Annotated in this window: 22 protein-coding genes and 1 other RNA gene; 7 read left to right on the forward strand and 16 right to left on the reverse strand. The window is 52.4% G+C overall.

The window, feature by feature from the left end; genetic code table 11:
• Positions 1-21 precede the first annotated feature (21 nt).
• On the forward strand, positions 22-324 hold the full coding sequence (locus C772_RS09910) for a DUF5658 family protein (RefSeq protein WP_008299657.1): 303 nt from the start codon (positions 22-24) through the stop codon (positions 322-324).
• On the opposite strand, the gene helD is transcribed toward C772_RS09910, so the two are convergent.
• The 9 genes from helD to C772_RS09945 all read right to left on the reverse strand — a co-directional run bounded on the left by helD (position 292) and on the right by C772_RS09945 (position 7793).
• Entirely contained in the window at positions 292-2553 is a 2262-nt protein-coding gene (gene helD / locus C772_RS09915) for an RNA polymerase recycling motor HelD (protein ID WP_008299659.1), read from the reverse strand. The genes C772_RS09910 and helD overlap by 33 nt on opposite strands.
• An 85-nt stretch (positions 2554-2638) precedes the next feature.
• Entirely contained in the window at positions 2639-2932 is a 294-nt protein-coding gene (locus C772_RS09920; protein WP_008299661.1) for a DUF2087 domain-containing protein, read from the reverse strand.
• On the reverse strand, positions 2929-3453 hold the full coding sequence (locus tag C772_RS09925) for a GNAT family N-acetyltransferase (protein WP_008299663.1): 525 nt from the start codon (positions 3451-3453) through the stop codon (positions 2929-2931). The genes C772_RS09920 and C772_RS09925 overlap by 4 nt, the downstream gene beginning before the upstream one ends.
• Positions 3454-3666: 213 nt before the next feature.
• On the reverse strand, positions 3667-5382 hold the full coding sequence (locus tag C772_RS09930) for a b(o/a)3-type cytochrome-c oxidase subunit 1 (RefSeq protein WP_008299664.1): 1716 nt from the start codon (positions 5380-5382) through the stop codon (positions 3667-3669).
• Positions 5379-5852 (reverse strand): cytochrome c oxidase subunit II, encoded by a 474-nt coding sequence (locus tag C772_RS09935; protein ID WP_035002084.1) that lies wholly within the window; start codon positions 5850-5852, stop codon positions 5379-5381. Before C772_RS09935 ends, C772_RS09930 begins: the two co-directional genes overlap by 4 nt.
• Positions 5853-5870: 18 nt before the next feature.
• Positions 5871-5993, reverse strand: a complete 123-nt coding sequence (locus tag C772_RS16735) for a hypothetical protein (RefSeq protein ID WP_008299667.1) — start codon at positions 5991-5993, stop codon at positions 5871-5873.
• 230 nt (positions 5994-6223) lie between these two features.
• Entirely contained in the window at positions 6224-6919 is a 696-nt protein-coding gene (locus C772_RS09940) for a Crp/Fnr family transcriptional regulator (RefSeq protein ID WP_008299669.1), read from the reverse strand.
• 30 nt (positions 6920-6949) lie between these two features.
• Positions 6950-7096, reverse strand: a complete 147-nt coding sequence (locus C772_RS16740; protein ID WP_008299670.1) for a hypothetical protein — start codon at positions 7094-7096, stop codon at positions 6950-6952.
• A gap of 34 nt (positions 7097-7130) precedes the next feature.
• Positions 7131-7793: a hypothetical protein gene (locus tag C772_RS09945; protein ID WP_035002092.1), complete on the reverse strand. Its 663-nt coding sequence runs from the start codon at positions 7791-7793 to the stop codon at positions 7131-7133.
• A gap of 140 nt (positions 7794-7933) precedes the next feature.
• Between C772_RS09945 and ssrS the strand changes: the two genes are divergently transcribed.
• Together ssrS and C772_RS09950 are read left to right on the forward strand one after the other, a co-directional pair.
• Positions 7934-8124: non-coding RNA, 6S RNA (ssrS, locus tag C772_RS16380), on the forward strand.
• 74 nt (positions 8125-8198) lie between these two features.
• Positions 8199-8765: an SLOG family protein gene (locus C772_RS09950; RefSeq protein ID WP_035002022.1), complete on the forward strand. Its 567-nt coding sequence runs from the start codon at positions 8199-8201 to the stop codon at positions 8763-8765.
• Positions 8766-8884: 119 nt separating this feature from the next.
• Here the strand turns inward: C772_RS09950 and C772_RS09955 are convergent, their stop codons facing one another.
• Both C772_RS09955 and C772_RS16140 read right to left on the reverse strand, forming a co-directional pair.
• A complete protein-coding gene (locus tag C772_RS09955) occupies positions 8885-9559 on the reverse strand; it encodes a hypothetical protein (RefSeq protein WP_008299676.1) in 675 nt (224 codons plus the stop codon).
• Between the two features lie 113 nt (positions 9560-9672).
• Positions 9673-10116, reverse strand: a complete 444-nt coding sequence (locus tag C772_RS16140) for a helix-turn-helix domain-containing protein (RefSeq protein ID WP_008299677.1) — start codon at positions 10114-10116, stop codon at positions 9673-9675.
• Positions 10117-10322: 206 nt separating this feature from the next.
• Between C772_RS16140 and thpR the strand changes: the two genes are divergently transcribed.
• The 3 genes from thpR (at position 10323) to C772_RS09975 (ending at position 12367) form a co-directional block, all read left to right on the forward strand.
• Positions 10323-10874: an RNA 2',3'-cyclic phosphodiesterase gene (gene thpR, locus C772_RS16385; RefSeq protein ID WP_268743607.1), complete on the forward strand. Its 552-nt coding sequence runs from the start codon at positions 10323-10325 to the stop codon at positions 10872-10874.
• 121 nt (positions 10875-10995) lie between these two features.
• Positions 10996-11319 (forward strand): PadR family transcriptional regulator, encoded by a 324-nt coding sequence (locus C772_RS09970; protein ID WP_035002027.1) that lies wholly within the window; start codon positions 10996-10998, stop codon positions 11317-11319.
• On the forward strand, positions 11309-12367 hold the full coding sequence (locus C772_RS09975) for a DUF4097 family beta strand repeat-containing protein (protein WP_008299684.1): 1059 nt from the start codon (positions 11309-11311) through the stop codon (positions 12365-12367). The genes C772_RS09970 and C772_RS09975 overlap by 11 nt, the downstream gene beginning before the upstream one ends.
• A gap of 66 nt (positions 12368-12433) precedes the next feature.
• Here the strand turns inward: C772_RS09975 and C772_RS09980 are convergent, their stop codons facing one another.
• Positions 12434-12919: a dUTP diphosphatase gene (locus tag C772_RS09980; RefSeq protein WP_008299685.1), complete on the reverse strand. Its 486-nt coding sequence runs from the start codon at positions 12917-12919 to the stop codon at positions 12434-12436.
• A gap of 98 nt (positions 12920-13017) precedes the next feature.
• Here C772_RS09980 and C772_RS09985 point away from each other — a divergent pair, with 98 nt between their 5' ends.
• Positions 13018-13410: a hypothetical protein gene (locus tag C772_RS09985; protein WP_008299686.1), complete on the forward strand. Its 393-nt coding sequence runs from the start codon at positions 13018-13020 to the stop codon at positions 13408-13410.
• A gap of 20 nt (positions 13411-13430) precedes the next feature.
• Here C772_RS09985 and C772_RS09990 read toward each other — a convergent pair whose 3' ends face one another.
• The 4 genes from C772_RS09990 to infC are packed head-to-tail and all read right to left on the reverse strand — an operon-like array spanning position 13431 to position 14961.
• A complete protein-coding gene (locus tag C772_RS09990) occupies positions 13431-13709 on the reverse strand; it encodes a DUF1294 domain-containing protein (protein WP_008299687.1) in 279 nt (92 codons plus the stop codon).
• Positions 13710-13768: 59 nt separating this feature from the next.
• A complete protein-coding gene (gene rplT, locus C772_RS09995) occupies positions 13769-14125 on the reverse strand; it encodes a 50S ribosomal protein L20 (protein ID WP_008299688.1) in 357 nt (118 codons plus the stop codon).
• A 41-nt stretch (positions 14126-14166) separates the two neighbouring features.
• Positions 14167-14367, reverse strand: coding sequence for a 50S ribosomal protein L35 (gene rpmI, locus C772_RS10000; RefSeq protein WP_008299689.1), 201 nt, complete (start codon positions 14365-14367; stop codon positions 14167-14169).
• A gap of 30 nt (positions 14368-14397) precedes the next feature.
• Positions 14398-14961: a translation initiation factor IF-3 gene (gene infC / locus C772_RS10005; RefSeq protein WP_008299690.1), complete on the reverse strand. Its 564-nt coding sequence runs from the start codon at positions 14959-14961 to the stop codon at positions 14398-14400.
• Between the last annotated feature and the right edge of the window lie 306 nt (positions 14962-15267).

Consider the following 15267-nt stretch of genomic DNA (forward strand, 5'->3'; position numbering starts at 1 on the left):
AAAAGAGAAGGTGGTCCGGCAATGAAAACCGACTCACTGAAGCATCCTTCCATTCTCCTGCTGCTCCTTTCCGTGGCCGATACCTATCTGACACTGACGGGCATTGCGGGAGGTTATATCCGGGAAGCCAACCCCCTCATGAACGCCATACTGAAAATAGAGCCTGCCTATTTCTTCGCGGTGAAGCTTGCACTTCCTGCAATCCTGGTCGTCCTATCCCATGCGATCGGCGAATCGCGTCCTGTCCGTATCCTGATGAATGCAGCCCTCATCGTCTATGTCACCGTGTTCTTATTGCATGCGGTCTGGATTCTCCTGATCTGAGCAACTGCCCAGAAACAAACTGAAATCACCGATCAGATGCAGCTCATGCATCGGCCGGGTCATGGCGACATACAGCAGCTTGCGGTCCAGTTCACTATCCCTGAACGGGTCACTGAACGCGGCGACCATCACCGCATCAAACTCCAGCCCCTTTGCAAGATGTCCGGGCACGACGAGCAGGCGGCCGGACTGTGGCACGGATCCCTGGCCAAGGAGCATCACTTGACCGTCCAGACCAGCGAGCCCTTCAGCCATCTTCTCCGCCTCACGCGTGGTCTTCGTGATCAGCGCGACCGAGTGATGGCCTCTGGAACGGATTGCCCGGTAAAGCCGGTGCACCGCTCCGGGATCAAATGCCCCGGCCTGGTGCACTTCCGGGTGCGGTCCGTGCCGGACCACCGGTTCCACAAGCGGAAGTCCGGCAGCGAGCCCGCCAAGCACTTTGTTTGCGGCTTCCATGATCTCCGCCGTCGTCCGATAGCTTTTCTGGAGTGTCCGGAAGGCTGCGCGCGGAAAAAGGTTCCGAACCGTCTCCCAGTCGCGCACCGACCGGTAGGAATGAATGCCCTGGGCAAGGTCCCCGACGATGGTGAACATATCGGTATCCAGGGCATCGCGGAGGGCTGCCAGTTGGAACGCACTATAGTCCTGTGCCTCATCAATGAAGACCGAACGCATCTTCCACTGATCCGGAATTCCCTTCAGGCGGGCCTGAAGATAAAGCAGGGCCGCAAGATCCTCGGTTTCCCACCGTTCTTCGGCCGCCGACTTTACAATTGCCTTCCTTTCCGCTTCAGTCCACCCGGCAGCAGTTTTCCGGATCAGCTCTTCATCCTTGAACCATCTCCGGTACTGCTGTTTAATGTTGTAGGCGGGAAAGCGTTTCATGTAGGCAGCCGCTGTTTTCTTTCCCTCCCGCTCGATAGCCGGAAGACGCTCATCCCGTTCGTCGATCAGACGGGTCGTCTGTTCTCGGCGCTTCCGGTCATCCCGGATTCCGAACAGCGCCTTGTCCAATGCCTGCTCGTAGCGGGCGGTCAGTGTGGATAAAATCTCCTTCCGCTTTCTGGCTGTCTCTGTCTTCAGAATGCCGGCAATCCGGTCAAGACGCTTCTGAAGAGGCAGGTAACTGAATTCCTTGAGGAATAACCGCCTGAGCCGTTCCTTTTTGATGATCCGGAACTTCTCGATATACACATCTTCAAACAGGCCGGCTATTTCTTTCTCAATCATGGCGACATACCGGTCAAGGGCATTCCGGTAAGCGAGTGACCCCTTCAGCCTCGAGAGAATCAGCGTTTCCCCATCCACTGCACTTCCTTCGGCAAGCTTTTCCAGCTTCCTGTTCGGATCCGCCACCTTCAGCTTCAGTCCGGTGGCACCCAGTACAAACTGTTCAAAGGTGGTCTGCCGGATTTTATCGACACCGAGTTCGGGCAAGACGTCCGAAATGTAGCCGATGAACAATTCACTCGGTGCAAGAATCATCAGTTTGTCAGCCGGGAAATTTCCGCCCATCGTATAGAGGAAATACGAGATGCGATGGAGGGCGATCGTTGTTTTGCCGCTCCCTGCTGCTCCCTGGACGATGATCGGCCGCTTCAGGTTTGCACGGATGATTTCATTCTGCTCTTTCTGGATGGTCGAGACGATCTCCGTCAGCCGGACGTCCGCCTTTCCGGACAGCGCCTCCTGAAGAAGTTCATCATTCGTCGTCAGGTCGACATCGCGGATATCCGCCAGCTTGCCGCCTTCGATCTTGTACTGGCGCTTGGCATAGAGATGCCCCCGGTTCTCTTCCCCGTTCACCTCGTAGGTGACCTCGCCGATCCGGCCGTCATAATAGACGTTTGCAACCGGCGAGCGCCAGTCTACGATGACCGGTTCCTGCGTTTCCCTGTGGAACAGCGAGGTCTTTCCGATGTAGAGCAGTTCGGCCCCTTCCCCTTCTTTTTTGAAATGGATCCGGGAAAAGTAGGGATTCTGAAGGACCGCTTCCAGCTCTTCCTTCCGTCCTGCCGCCATCTCAAAAAAACGGGCATTCGTCAGGATATTGATGTAGCTCAGACTGGAGTCCAGATGCTCCAGGTCGCCCATGGACTGCCTGATATTTTCCCTGGACGCTGCCGCTTCCCGCTCGGTTTCTCCGAGCAGCCGCTGCATATATTCCTTTGTGTATTCCAGCCGCTCCAATTCTTCCGCATAATCCGGATGATCCTTTGCTGCCATCGCACTCCCCCCACATCCCTTAGTCCCTGCAGAAAACAGGACAGCATTGTACCACTGCTGTCCGGCAGCTTCAACCGCTTCTTCCTTACTTCCGCTCTGTCTTCATGTAAGTCCGGCCATCGTACGACCGTTCCATCAACCCATAATCTATAAAAAACCTTCGGATTGTTGCATAGTCCGGATAAGCACGCTTCAGGATTTCATTTACTTCCCGCTCACTGTAGGCTTTTCCTATTTCAAAACGGTTTGCCAGATGCTCTGCCACGATGAATTTTCTTTTCTCTTTTGAAGGAAAAACATCCAGCGGCCCGTCCGGCCCTTTCCTGAACAAGTTTTTCAATGTCTGTTCCCGCTCTTTATCCGATATGATAAAAGTCATTCTTGATCCCCCTTTTCATAGAGAACATTCAGATCCGGCCATCCATAGACCCACTCCTCATGCAGGTCACCGGCAATTTCTATCTGCTCTGCTCCGATCCGGCTGCCGCCAAGGGCCTCATAAAAATGGCGTGAAGGATTATTCCGTAGTACGCGAATGAGCAGTGAACGGTAACCCGCTTCCCTCAGAGCCATGGCAACCTGCCGGACAAGTTCACGGCCGGCCCCCTGCCCCTGGCATTCTTTCAGCAGGTAAATGGCATACAATTCCCCGTCATATCCCGGGTAGCTGCCGGACCGTTCCTGTCCCCCATTGGCAAAACCGACAATGCCCCGCGCTTCTTCAGCGACAAATGCCTTGGTGTGAAAAATCCCTCTCTTCCAGAGCTCCTCCCGCTCCTCTATGTTCAGTGATTCAAGGTATTCATCTGACACGATTCCCCGGTAAGTCGTCTTCCAGCTTCTCACATGAACTTCAGCCATCCCTCTTTCGTCACCTGCTATTGCCCGTCTGACGATCATCAGGTCCCCTCCATTTTGCGGTTCGCAATTACCTGCTTGGTTCCATGTTGTCAGTTTTCCGCCCGTACCGCAATATGAAAAAGCCTGTCCGGCTTGTGCCGGACAGGCTTCGATTTACATATCCTTTTCTGAACCAAGCTCCATCGCGATCACCATGACAATGATCATGACGATCATGAATGATACAGTCATCAGCAGCATTTGCTCATCTCCTTACCAGTTGATAAAGCCTTTGGATCCGGGAGGTGCATCCTGAATCATGTGGGTGATCGGAAACGTGTAGGCGAGAAGGATCAGGGCGACTGCGATGCCGATCCAGATCCACCAGTTTTCAAGCCACCTTGGTGTTGCCGAAGCATCGCTTTCCGCAATCGGGAACTCTGCATACAGGTCACCCTCTTCGGAACGCGGTTCAATCAGCCAGAGCCGGAATACGATGACCATCAGCAGCATCGCTGAGAAGAACAGGATGATTCCGCCAAGAGCCAGTGTCGATGTATTTGAGAAGAATCCGTCAAACCAGCCCAGTACCGTAGGATGATCACTGTAATTGGAGTGCTGCGTCCGCCGCGGAGCACCGAGCAGTCCGAGTACGTGCTGTGCGGTGGACATAAAGAGCATGCCTACCGACCAGGAAATGATCTGGACAAATGCCAGCTTTTTGGTCGTCTTTGTAAGTGTCCGTCCCGTCAGATAAGGAATCAGCCAGAACGAGATGCCCATGAATGTCATGGCGACCGGTGTTCCGACCGTGATGTGGAAGTGCCCGACTACCCAGAGCGTGTTATGCACCAATTCATTCAGCTGAAAACTGGTATTGATGATCCCCCCTGCTCCGCCGGGGATAAAGAATACCATCGCGATAAAGAGCGAGGTAAAGCGAATGTCGTGCCAAGGCAGTTTGCCGACCCATCCGAACAGCCCCTTGGCCCCTTTCTGGCGACCCGAGATCTCAAAGGTCGCAAACAGCGAGAATGCGGTCATAAGAGTCGGAATGACGACCATGAAGGTAAGCGTGACCTGAAGGAATTTCCAGAAGTCGGCGACGCCCGGCTCGGTCAGCTGGTGGTGAAGGCCGACCGGAATGGAAAACAGGATAAAGAGCAGGAAGGACAGGCGCGCCAGGGAATCACTGAACACTCTTGTTCCGAGCAGCTTCGGGACGACCAGATACCAGGCCATATAGGCAGGAAGCAGCCAGAAGTAGACCAGCGGGTGGCCGAAAAACCAGAAGAGTGTCCGGCTCAGTTCGACGTTGATCGTATCCACCCACCCGAATGCCCAGGGAATGTACATGAAGACAACAGCGGCGACAACACCGAGACAGGCGATGATCCACATGATCAGTGTCGAAATGGTCATGAATGCGAACAGAGGACTCATGACACCCGGATTGGCTTTTCTCCACTTCACGTAGTGGGCGATCAGCGAAAAGCTGATGATCCAGGTACCGATGATCAGGAGGGCAAGGGATACGTAGAACCAGCCGCTGGCTTTAAGAGGTGCATAAAACGTGTAGAGGACACTTGCCCGTCCCGACAGGATTTCGATGGTTGCCCATACGGTACCGGCAGCTGCCACGAAAAATCCGATCCAGGACCAGCGGGCCACTTTCGGGCCGAAGCTGCCGAGCGACCTGCTCATCCCGGTGATCAGGAAGGCATAGATGAAGAACGTTGTGTAGACAAGGGCCAGCGTGACTCCGTGTACAGTCAGAACCTGATAATAGTCCAGCCAGACGGGCAATTGGATCATCTCATTGCGCATGAACACCTGGATCAGACCACAGAGGGTGCCGACCAAAAACGCCGTATAGGCGAAACCGATATTCCACAGGGCCAATTTCCGTTCGGACGCAGCTGCCGTACCCGCAACAGCGGATGATGTGTGCCGACCCGCAAGAGGTCCGCGGTCAGAGTGCAGAATCATTCCTCAACCACCTCGATTTCTGTATGCATGAAGTGATGGCCTGTACCGCAATATTCATTGCAGAGAATCAGATAAGTTCCCGGATCCCTGAAGGTATAGCTTTTCTCGTTGACCTGCCCCGGAACGACCATCATGTTCACTTTTGTTCTGGGAATCGTAAAGCTGTGGATGACGTCCTTGCTGGTTACTTTGAAGATGATTTCTTTGCCGGCCGGAACTTTGATCTCCGATGGCTCATATCCATAGGCCATGGCCTTGATCACGACTTCATAGGTATCATCGTCAATCTGATGGACACCCGGATTATCGAAAGGTGCCGTAACATCCACTTTCTCAGGATCAATTTTCTTCATGCCGCCAGCCGGTGTCTGGCCCTGGGCAAAAGCCTGGACTCCGACGATGCCGAGGAATACGGTCAGCATGGCGATTCCGAATATCAGCCAGATTTTCTCGAACTTGTGAAGATGCATCATGTTTCTCCCCTCTCTTTAAAGTGCCACATACATGGCGTAGACAGCCGCCCACATCACGGCGATGAGAACCCCGACTACCAGCACACTGATCAGCGTGCCCCGCAAATCCGCTTCGTGCGGGTTCCTATTGTTTTTCATCTCCAACCATCCTCCCGGTCAGTTTCTATAGTCCTATCTTAAAATTCGGCACATCCCGAAACTGTGATAAACATCACACGATTTCCGCTGATTTCGGGGCCGCTGTAATAAAATAGACAAAAAGGCCCCGGTCTTCCGCAATGCATCCGTGCATTGCAAAAGTCTGGGTACATCTGAAAAGCCCGCCTGCATTTCCCGCAGGCGGGCTTACTTCTTATATGGTGGTGCGGCTACTCGATACTGCAGATTTCCACAGGGCAGTTTTCACAGTGCATCGCATCCCGGAGATAACCGATATCGGTCAGCACAATCCTGCCATTGTCCATCCGAATCTTTCCGTTACGTTTCAGTTCCGACAGCATCCGGTTGGCCACTTCCCGGGCCATCCCGCAGAAGTTGGCCAATTCCTGGTTGGTCAGTTCCAGATCAATCAGGATTCCGCCGCCTTCCGCCGGGACACCGTAACTGTTTGACATCCGGATCAGCGTCGAATACAGGGCGCCTTTTTTTCCGTGCAGGATAAGATCGCGAAACTTTGACTGAGTCCGTTGCTGGAGGATTCCCATCCATTTCATGTAGGCGATCGAAAGCTCATGCTCCAGGTAAAGAAGCTCCTCCAGGCGGTCCTTCGGAATGGCTTGAACCGTCGTCTCTTCTGTCGCCTTCGCTTCCACGGTGTAGGCGGCCGGCGGACAGAACGGCATGACCTCACCGATAAAGTCCCCTTCACCGCAGATTCGGAACGTAATTTCACGCCCGTCCGGCGTCACTTTGCCGACCCGGACTTTTCCCGTCTCCACATAGTACAGGGTTTCCGCCTGCTCGCCCTCCCTGAACAGGTACTCCCCCTTACCGATCGGAATGCTTCCCGCCGATGCTTTCAGAATGCCCGTCATGCCGTCGACGGCCGATAATGTGCGGTCCATTGCGCCACTTCCTTTGTCCGTGAATCCCGGTCAGGCCTTTTTGTAAGCCCTGCGCTCGGCATATTCTCCGCATGCCGGGCACACCTTGATGACATGGCCGCGGTCCCTGCGATACGTGCGCAGAAGAGAAGTCTTGCGCTTGCAGATTCCGCATTTTTTCTTAAACAGTCCCAACAATCTTTACACACTCCAATTCCTGATGATGCCTTTGTTACTCTCCGCTGCTGCTCCGGGTAATCTGCCCGGCTGCATCCAGACTGAATACCGTTCCGTTTGACAAAGAAGCCGTCAGCGGATGGATTTCAGCATCTTTTTTTGAGAAATACCATCTGCGCCCATCGGGAACCAGAACGAAGTAGGCGTCACCGCTGCCGATGAAATTTAGTTCATCTGGCTCCAGATCCGTGCCGCGCAGCGGCAGCCCTGCATCAAACAGCGTCTGCCCTGCCTGCTGCACATCACCTGTCACCAGTCCGACCTCACTGATATTCAGGAAAGACGATCGGGTGATATCCCCATAGACGTCTTTTCTCCTCCGGCCGATGAGTTCGACGACATTGCCTGCCGGGTCCTCGAAATACATCGAGTCGGCATCAAATGCACGGAAATATACCTCATCCACGCCATCTTCCCAATTTAGCGGGACACGGTCCTGGATCCAGTGCTTCAGCATGGAAAACTGATTGCCTGGGATGTTGATTGCAAAATGGTAAAAGGCCGGCCGGTCCGCGGCAACAAACGTCACATCGGTCGTCCCGATTCTGACAGTAAAGCGGTCTTCCGCTCTTTCTGTGATTTCCAGCTCAAGAATATTGCCATAAAAACGCCGCATCGCAGCGAGCTGATCTGTGTATAATGTCACCGATTTAAACAAACGGTTCACCCCGCTTTTCATACTGTTTCCATTATAACACGGCCGCCATTTCCCCACCGCACCATCAGGAAGCAATGAACTGTTTTTTCTCCCCCACACATTTCCATTGCATCCCGGCCAGTTTTGCCCTATACTCTAAATACAAGCTGCATTGACCGTATTGATTATAAAGTTAAACCTTTGAGCTGAAATAGGGAGTTTAAAAACGAGATCGGAATGATAGGCTCCGGACCTTTTTCCGGAGACGTGCAGGAACATCTCTGAGGACACCCACTTTGTGGAGTGATGGTTTTTAACTTTCTAATTTTCCTACGGCAAAGGCGGCTTCTTATTTTGACATTAACCGGCCAGTCCGTTCCACGGACTGGCCTTTTTCATTTATTCTCCGCAGAAAGGATGACGCTGATGCTAAAACGGCTGCTGGTTAGCGGCTATAAGCCGCATGAACTCGGGATATTCAATGATAAGCATCCGGGAATCGCCGTGATCCGCAGGGCGATCACCGGCAGGATCCGCGGTCTGCTGGAAGATGAAGGCCTTGAGTGGGTGATTGTGAGCGGGCAGCCGGGTGTTGAAACCTGGGCTGCCGAAGCTGCTTATGAATTGCGGCGCAAAGAATATCCCGAACTGAAAGTCGCGGTCATCACGCCATTCCTTGAGCAGGAGAAGAACTGGAACGATTCCAGGAAGCTTGCATATGAGTCCATCATCGGGAAGGCGGACTTTACGACCGTCCTGATGAACCGGCCTTATGAAGGTCCGTGGCAGTTTTCCGAGAGGGATAAGTTTCTCCTCCGCAACTCGGACGGCCTGCTCCTGGTCTATGATGAGGAGAATGAGGGATCTCCCAAATGGTTGCGCAAACTCGCTCTTCCCGCTTCAGAACAGGGCCATTACGAGCTGCTCACCATTTCTGCCGAAGACCTCAACTTTGCCGCAGAAGAGATGCGGATGGAAGAAGAAGGCTGGTAAGTCTGCTGTTTTAACGGGAATGCCCATTATCCTTTTATCGATCCTGAATACGGCAAAAAGCCATCACTTTTCGAAAGTGATGGCTTTTAATGATCGGTTCCTGCAGTCGGCTGAACTTATCAGAGTACGAACTCGGTATTCACGTAGACAAGTGTCCAGTGGTCGGCATCAAGTAGATCTTCGATTTTGAGTTTCTCGCCGTGGCCGAGCCAGACATCATCTCCCATGACCGCGACGACCATCGAACGGCCGCCATTATGCAGGTTCAGATAAATGTCTCCGATATTCGGCTGGATTTCCTGTGTCCTGGATAGCTTCGCCCCAAGCTTTGCATCTTCTGCAAGTGTCTCCTCGGATACAAGAGATGCGTCCTGATAAGCGATGTTCCGGGCTTCCGGGTTACGCCCTTCCTGCAGCACAACGAATTCCTTGCGCTTGATCGGATTCTGGCGGCCCGTAACGACTGTCCGTCCTTCGATCTGCTCGACTTTCTCAAATTCGTTGAGACCATAATGGCTCATCGGTTCCGGATCCGGCTTTGTAACCAGAATGTACCCGTCGACTTCCGGCTCGAGGTCTTCACGGATCGTATACCATTGCCCCATAAACATAAATGCATCCATGTGGCTTGGCCTGTGAAGCGTGATTTCTTCCGCCTTGCTTGTGACCTGTTCCATGTCTTTGATGCGGTACATGTGTACAGACTTTTTGGCAAGCGGGTTGATGGTGTAGACTTTGTGCAGCTCGTTTTTGTAATAAACGAACTGTCCTTTCCGTACCTGAAGTAATTTCACTTCGTGTACCTCCCTCCTACAGTGGCTCTCGTTTCATCTTAAGGGATGGGCGGACGGGTGTCCATGAACATGCAAAATTTTTTATCCGCATGTTCGGTTCAGATGCCAATCTTTTAGACATGCCGGCTTTTCAGCACGGTGATCATCAAGAGTTCCCTGAGATCCTGTTCACTCATCCCGGGCAGCCGGGCAGTGATTTCTTCTATCATCCTTTCCCGTCCATCCCGGTCGCCATACATCCGATTGCCTGCCCGGACAAGGGAATCCGCCAATTCTTCAAGTCCGGTTTCTTCTGAACCGGCTGACCGGTCCGGTTCAAGAGCAGCGTACTCTTTTTCAGGGTCCTGTTCACCGGTCAGCAGGCTTTCTGCTGATATTCCGAATCTCTCGGATATGGTGACAATCCAACTGGCAGAAGGAGCGCTTTTGCCTTCCTCCCAATGCTTGATCCGGCTTGCCGAAGTGCCGATCTCTTTGCCGAAAGCCAGCATCGACAGCCCCTCCCGCTCACGGAGCGCCTTCAGCCGCCTGCCGAATGCAGCCTGATTCCAAGCCATGGGGCTCCCTCCTTCTCTATTCCCCATCATAGCATAGCTTAACTTATTCAGAAATCACGGCTTATAGTTTATTTTTCCGTCATGCAGCAAGCGGCTCCTATTCCTTTTTCACCGAAGGCAATCTGCGAAACATCGCGAAATTTGTCTGATGTTTTCGATAACAGGTGGTACACTAAATACAATTCGATGAAAAGGGGGCGTTTTGCCTGCAACAGCATTATTTCCTTGGAATTCGTATCCCTTCAGACGTTCAGAGGCTTGCTGATCAGTACCTGAATCAACACCGGCTGGCCGAACGGTACAAAGTTGTTTCGCATCCCGATGATCTCCATATCACCCTTTTTTACCTGGGAGCCTGCGATGATCGGATGATTTCCAAGCTTTCCGTCCAGCTCCGCTCCCTTTCCGAACGGCATCCCGGCTTCACGATACAGGTTGATGGGTTTAATTTCTTTGGTCCGTCCACGGGCCCGCGCGTTACCTACCTGTCCGTTACAAAAAATATGCTCCTTGAACGCCTTCAGAAGGATGTGTCCGCTGCCGTGACAGCGGTGACCGGCCTGCCATCAAAAGACCGTTTCGTTCCCCACATTACGATCGCCAAAAAGAGAAAAACCGATGAGCGGCTTGCCCTCTCATCCGATTTATTTGATCCGTATCCGGTCTCTGTCGACAACTTCCATCTGTTTCAGATTCATCCGCACAATACACCGAAATACGAGCCAATTGAAACTTTCCCTTTGGGGAGGCCCGATTAAACGAACAGACCTGGTTCTGTTCTTTTTTTGGATTGGTACTTGTCAATAAGCAGTAGTATGGAATATACTGTTTGCATGGTACTGCTTTTTGCACAGTAGTTACAGACAGGCAGGTGAAATGATGAATGTACAGTTCAAAAAAGGGGTGCTGAACCTTTGTGTGCTTGCCCTGCTCGACGGCCAGGACCGCTACGGCTATGAACTCGTGCAGATGATCTCCAGGCGGATCGAAGTCTCAGAGGGATCTGTCTATACCCTTCTCCGGCGGCTGACAAAGGAAGGATATTTTGAGACCTACCTAAAAGAATCCTCTGAAGGGCCCCCAAGGAAATATTACCGGCTGACCGTCGCCGGACAGGATTACCTGAAGGACCTGCTTGCCGAATGGCGAAGCTTCACCGAAAGTGTCAACGATCTGATCGGAGGGGATGGAAATGATGAATAAGGAGCAGTTTCTTCATGCGCTCGGGAAAGAATTGGCCGTATTGCCTGCAGAGGAGAAAGAGGACGTCCTGGGGGATCTGGATGAATACTTTGAAGAAGGATTGCGGGATGGCAAAAGCGAGCATGAAATCGCTGCCTCCCTTGGTACCCCGGAAAGTATCGCTGCTGATATTTTGAGCGCTTATCCCGAATTTACGGAAACGGAACAGCCGGCTGCCCGGACCAGAAAACAGCATGATGATTACGAGATGATCGAGATTCCCGGCGGCCGCTACACCGCTGCCGAAATCATGACAGAAACCGGTGCAGTGAAGGCAATCCCATCAGCGGATGGGGTCACTCGCATCGAATTGATCGGAAACCGGAAAGACCTGAAGTTCGACGCCGATATCCATGACGAAAAACTGAGCATTACCCTGGTCGGACGCCGCAGCATCAGAAGCTGGTTCAGCTTCGGTAGTTCCCCAATGTTCCGGATGGTGATCCATCTGCCGAAAAAACTTTATGAGTCTCTTTTGATCCGAACGGAAAACGGCTCGATCTCAGCCGAAAAACAACTGGCCAGACAATTTGCCGCCCATTCTGATAATGGCCGGATCACCGTCAGAGAATGCGCCTTTCGTTCAGCAGAAGCAAAAACCGACAATGGCCGGATTGAAATGGATAAGATGGAATCCGATACACTCCGTTGCACGACGGACAACGGACGCATCCAATTGGCCCGTGTCCGATCAGGCCAGATCTGGGCAGAAACCGACAATGGCCGGATCACGATGGAGAACATCGAAGGGAACACCACAGGAAAAACGGATAACGGCCGGATCGAGCTATCCGTGGAACAAATCACTCATCCGATCGATCTTAAAACGGATAATGGCAGTGTAACAGTGACCATGATGGCCATACCTTCTGATGCCTCAATCCGTGTCCGGAACGTCAATGGACATGTGGAGATTTTCGGTGAGCGGAAAAAAGAAGCGATCTTTGGCGACGGCCGCATACCCGTAAAGCTTGAATCAGAAAACGGCAGAGTTATGGTCAAGCAATAGCGCTTCCGTATGTTTAAATGAAAAGAGGCCGTTCCGGATCAGAATTTCTTCCGGATTGGCCCCTTTTTAATATCCGCGCTGCTGCCTGGCATAGTTTTCGTCATTCTTTTCCCGGTAAGCACGGATCATTTCATCCGGCGTGAATCCGAGCAATTCAGCAATCGCCCCGTAATGCACCCAAATGGCTTCATACGAAGCCCTGTCCTGCCGCTCGCCGAAGTCGAGTACAGCCCGCTGTGTCCGGATGAACATGTCCGTCAGGTCGCCCGCCATCTTCCCTTTCGGCCATTCCTGAAGATCCTCCATGTCCCTCAGAATGCCAAGGGACAGCAGGAAATGAATGGAATCCACATATTCCTCGATCAGCACCGGCTTCGGGGACGGACCTTTTTGGCTCCAGAATTTAAAGCAGCGTGTTTCATTGGCCAGCTCCGCCAGCTCAACGGTGAGGGCCAGCAGCTTCTCCCTGAAGACATCCCGTTCAACACCGTTGTTTTCTTCAATATACGCATCCAACCGTTTCTGCATTTCAAATAGACCTGTCAGTTCCAATCTTGCCCCTCCGAACAGAAAAAAGTTATCGTTTTTTTGAAACCTTTTCGCGTTTCAATCGTATAGGAGGAAACCAGTATGTGCAAGGGGGCACCGCCATGGCCTTGATTATCCGAGTGATCGTAATCGCCGTCATCGTCTATTTGTTCTACCGGGGCATCCGTTACCTCACCGACCCCAAAAGAAAGCTGGATGAAGCCTATGAGCAGGAACGGTATTACTTCTATGATGACGTGAAAAATGTCCGGAAAAATTTTTTCATCACCTATAAAGGCGCCCTCTTTGAAGGTGAGAAATATATGGGGACAACCGACCGGTCATTTGAGGTCGTCTCCATCTTTGTATGGGTCAAGGACGAAGCTTCCCTTCAGGGCTTCACCCGGGATGATTTTCTGTTCCTCGAAAAAGAAATCCGCATGAGCTATCCGGACGCGGACATCAATTGGAAAAATCCGATTGAGCAGCTGATGAAAAAAGGCGGAACCGCTTAATGCGGTCCGCCTTTTTGGCTTTATCCGAGCTGCAAAGTTCCTGCCAGATACAGAATGGCCGCGAGATCCACAATCGCCAGCATCAGAAAGCCGACACGGAAAGCGGTGTGCTTCGTCTTATGCCGGAATGCCTGCATGCCGGCATAGGAACCGGGACCGCCGCCGAGAATGGCAATCATCCAGAGCGTCCGCTCCGGCACCCGCCAGCCGCCGTTTTTCGCCTGCCGCTTGTCATAGCCCATCATGATGAAACCGTACGCTGACAAAATAAGAATCCAGCCGATCCCCACGTTTTCCATGCCGATCCCTCCGATCCATCCAAAAAGACCGGCGAATGGTCGCCGGTCTCTCCACTGGATTAGTTAACTGCTTTTTTCGCTGCTTCTGCGAGTTGTGCGAATGCTTTCTCGTCAGTGATCGCGAGGTCTGCGAGCATCTTGCGGTTCACATCGATGCCTGCAACTTTAAGGCCGTGCATGAGTTTGCTGTAGGACAGGCCGTTCAGGCGTGCAGCTGCGTTGATCCGTGCAATCCACAGTTTGCGGAAGTCACGTTTTTTCTGACGACGGTCACGGTATGCATATTGCAGGGACTTCATGACCTGTTGGTTAGCTGTTTTGTAGAGTGTGTGCTTCGAGCCGTAGTAGCCCTTGGCAAGTTTGAGAACACGATTACGACGCTTACGTGTTACTGTTCCGCCTTTTACGCGTGGCATTGGATTTCCCTCCTGATGTTGATTCGATTTCTATGATCGGATTATTTCATGTAAGTGAGCATTTGCTTGATGCGCTTGAAGTCGCCTTTGGAAACGACGGCAGCTTTGCGGAGATGACGCTTTTGCTTTGTCGATTTGTTGGCGAACAAGTGGGACGTATAAGCACGGCCGCGCTTGAGTTTGCCGGAACCGGTGCGCTTGAAGCGCTTTGCGGAACCTTTGTGTGTTTTCATTTTCGGCATGGTCGGTATCCTCCTAATCCTGTGCGTAGATTATTTCTTTTCTTCGATCGGGGCCATCTGCAGGAACATGCTTCGGCCTTCCATCTTCGGTTTCTGTTCGACTGTGCCGACTTCCTTGCAGGCTTCGGCGAAACGTTCGAGAACGCGCTGGCCGATCTCCTTGTGGGTGATCGCACGGCCGCGGAAACGGATGGACGCTTTCACTTTGTCCCCTTTTTCAAGGAACTTGATTGCGTTTCGGAGCTTGGTCTGGAAGTCATGCTCGTCGATGGACGGGCTCAGGCGGACTTCCTTGATGTTGATGACTTTCTGGTTTTTGCGCGCTTCCCGTTCTTTCTTCTGCTGTTCGAACTTGAACTTCCCATAGTCCATGATCCGGGCTACTGGCGGTTTTGCGTTCGGTGCGACAAGAACGAGATCCAAGTTTGCACGCGTAGCGATTTCCATCGCTTCGTTCCGCGTTTTGACGCCCAGCTGATCACCGTTTTGGTCGATGATGCGGAGCTCCCGGGCACGGATGCCCTCGTTGACAAATTTGTCTCGGTTATCTCTGCTAATCGTAAGCCACCTCCGTGTAGTAATTCGCGAATACATGGTTTGGGCAGGCTCGCGGGGATGGTCCCCGTGGCCAATCCGAAAGAAAAACGGGTGGACCTGGGTCCACCCGCCGCATATGTGACCGCGCCAACAGGCACGGGACGTCACAATGGTGCAAACCTGCCAACAGCCGAAGCGTCGATCAGGTGAGAAGCGGGCAGCTCCTTCTTCTACCACAAACTGTATTCCTTAACCTAATCAATAATAGCCTATGCAATACAGCTTGTCAATGATTTTGTTGGAGATTTGTTTACTTCATCCTCCTAATCACGGAGAATGCTGCTTTTCGTTCCGGCGCACGCT

Origin of the sequence: Bhargavaea cecembensis DSE10, assembly GCF_000348905.1 — a bacterium.
GTDB classification, from domain to species: Bacteria; Bacillota; Bacilli; order Bacillales_A; family Planococcaceae; genus Bhargavaea; species Bhargavaea cecembensis.

Excerpts from the sequence above, each read along its gene's own strand:
- C772_RS09910 (WP_008299657.1), top strand. The coding sequence starts at position 22 with ATGAAAACCGACTCACTGAAGCATCCTTCCATTCTCCTGCTGCTCCTT.
- helD (WP_008299659.1), bottom strand. The coding sequence starts at position 2,553 with ATGGCAGCAAAGGATCATCCGGATTATGCGGAAGAATTGGAGCGGCTG.
- C772_RS09920 (WP_008299661.1), bottom strand. The coding sequence starts at position 2,932 with ATGACTTTTATCATATCGGATAAAGAGCGGGAACAGACATTGAAAAAC.
- C772_RS09925 (WP_008299663.1), bottom strand. The coding sequence starts at position 3,453 with ATGATCGTCAGACGGGCAATAGCAGGTGACGAAAGAGGGATGGCTGAA.
- C772_RS09930 (WP_008299664.1), bottom strand. The coding sequence starts at position 5,382 with ATGATTCTGCACTCTGACCGCGGACCTCTTGCGGGTCGGCACACATCA.
- C772_RS09935 (WP_035002084.1), bottom strand. The coding sequence starts at position 5,852 with ATGCATCTTCACAAGTTCGAGAAAATCTGGCTGATATTCGGAATCGCC.
- C772_RS16735 (WP_008299667.1), bottom strand. The coding sequence starts at position 5,993 with ATGAAAAACAATAGGAACCCGCACGAAGCGGATTTGCGGGGCACGCTG.
- C772_RS09940 (WP_008299669.1), bottom strand. The coding sequence starts at position 6,919 with ATGGACCGCACATTATCGGCCGTCGACGGCATGACGGGCATTCTGAAA.
- C772_RS09950 (WP_035002022.1), top strand. The coding sequence starts at position 8,199 with ATGCTAAAACGGCTGCTGGTTAGCGGCTATAAGCCGCATGAACTCGGG.
- C772_RS16140 (WP_008299677.1), bottom strand. The coding sequence starts at position 10,116 with ATGGCTTGGAATCAGGCTGCATTCGGCAGGCGGCTGAAGGCGCTCCGT.
- C772_RS09970 (WP_035002027.1), top strand. The coding sequence starts at position 10,996 with ATGAATGTACAGTTCAAAAAAGGGGTGCTGAACCTTTGTGTGCTTGCC.
- C772_RS09975 (WP_008299684.1), top strand. The coding sequence starts at position 11,309 with ATGATGAATAAGGAGCAGTTTCTTCATGCGCTCGGGAAAGAATTGGCC.
- C772_RS09985 (WP_008299686.1), top strand. The coding sequence starts at position 13,018 with ATGGCCTTGATTATCCGAGTGATCGTAATCGCCGTCATCGTCTATTTG.
- C772_RS09990 (WP_008299687.1), bottom strand. The coding sequence starts at position 13,709 with ATGGAAAACGTGGGGATCGGCTGGATTCTTATTTTGTCAGCGTACGGT.
- rplT (WP_008299688.1), bottom strand. The coding sequence starts at position 14,125 with ATGCCACGCGTAAAAGGCGGAACAGTAACACGTAAGCGTCGTAATCGT.
- rpmI (WP_008299689.1), bottom strand. The coding sequence starts at position 14,367 with ATGCCGAAAATGAAAACACACAAAGGTTCCGCAAAGCGCTTCAAGCGC.
- infC (WP_008299690.1), bottom strand. The coding sequence starts at position 14,961 with ATGTATTCGCGAATTACTACACGGAGGTGGCTTACGATTAGCAGAGAT.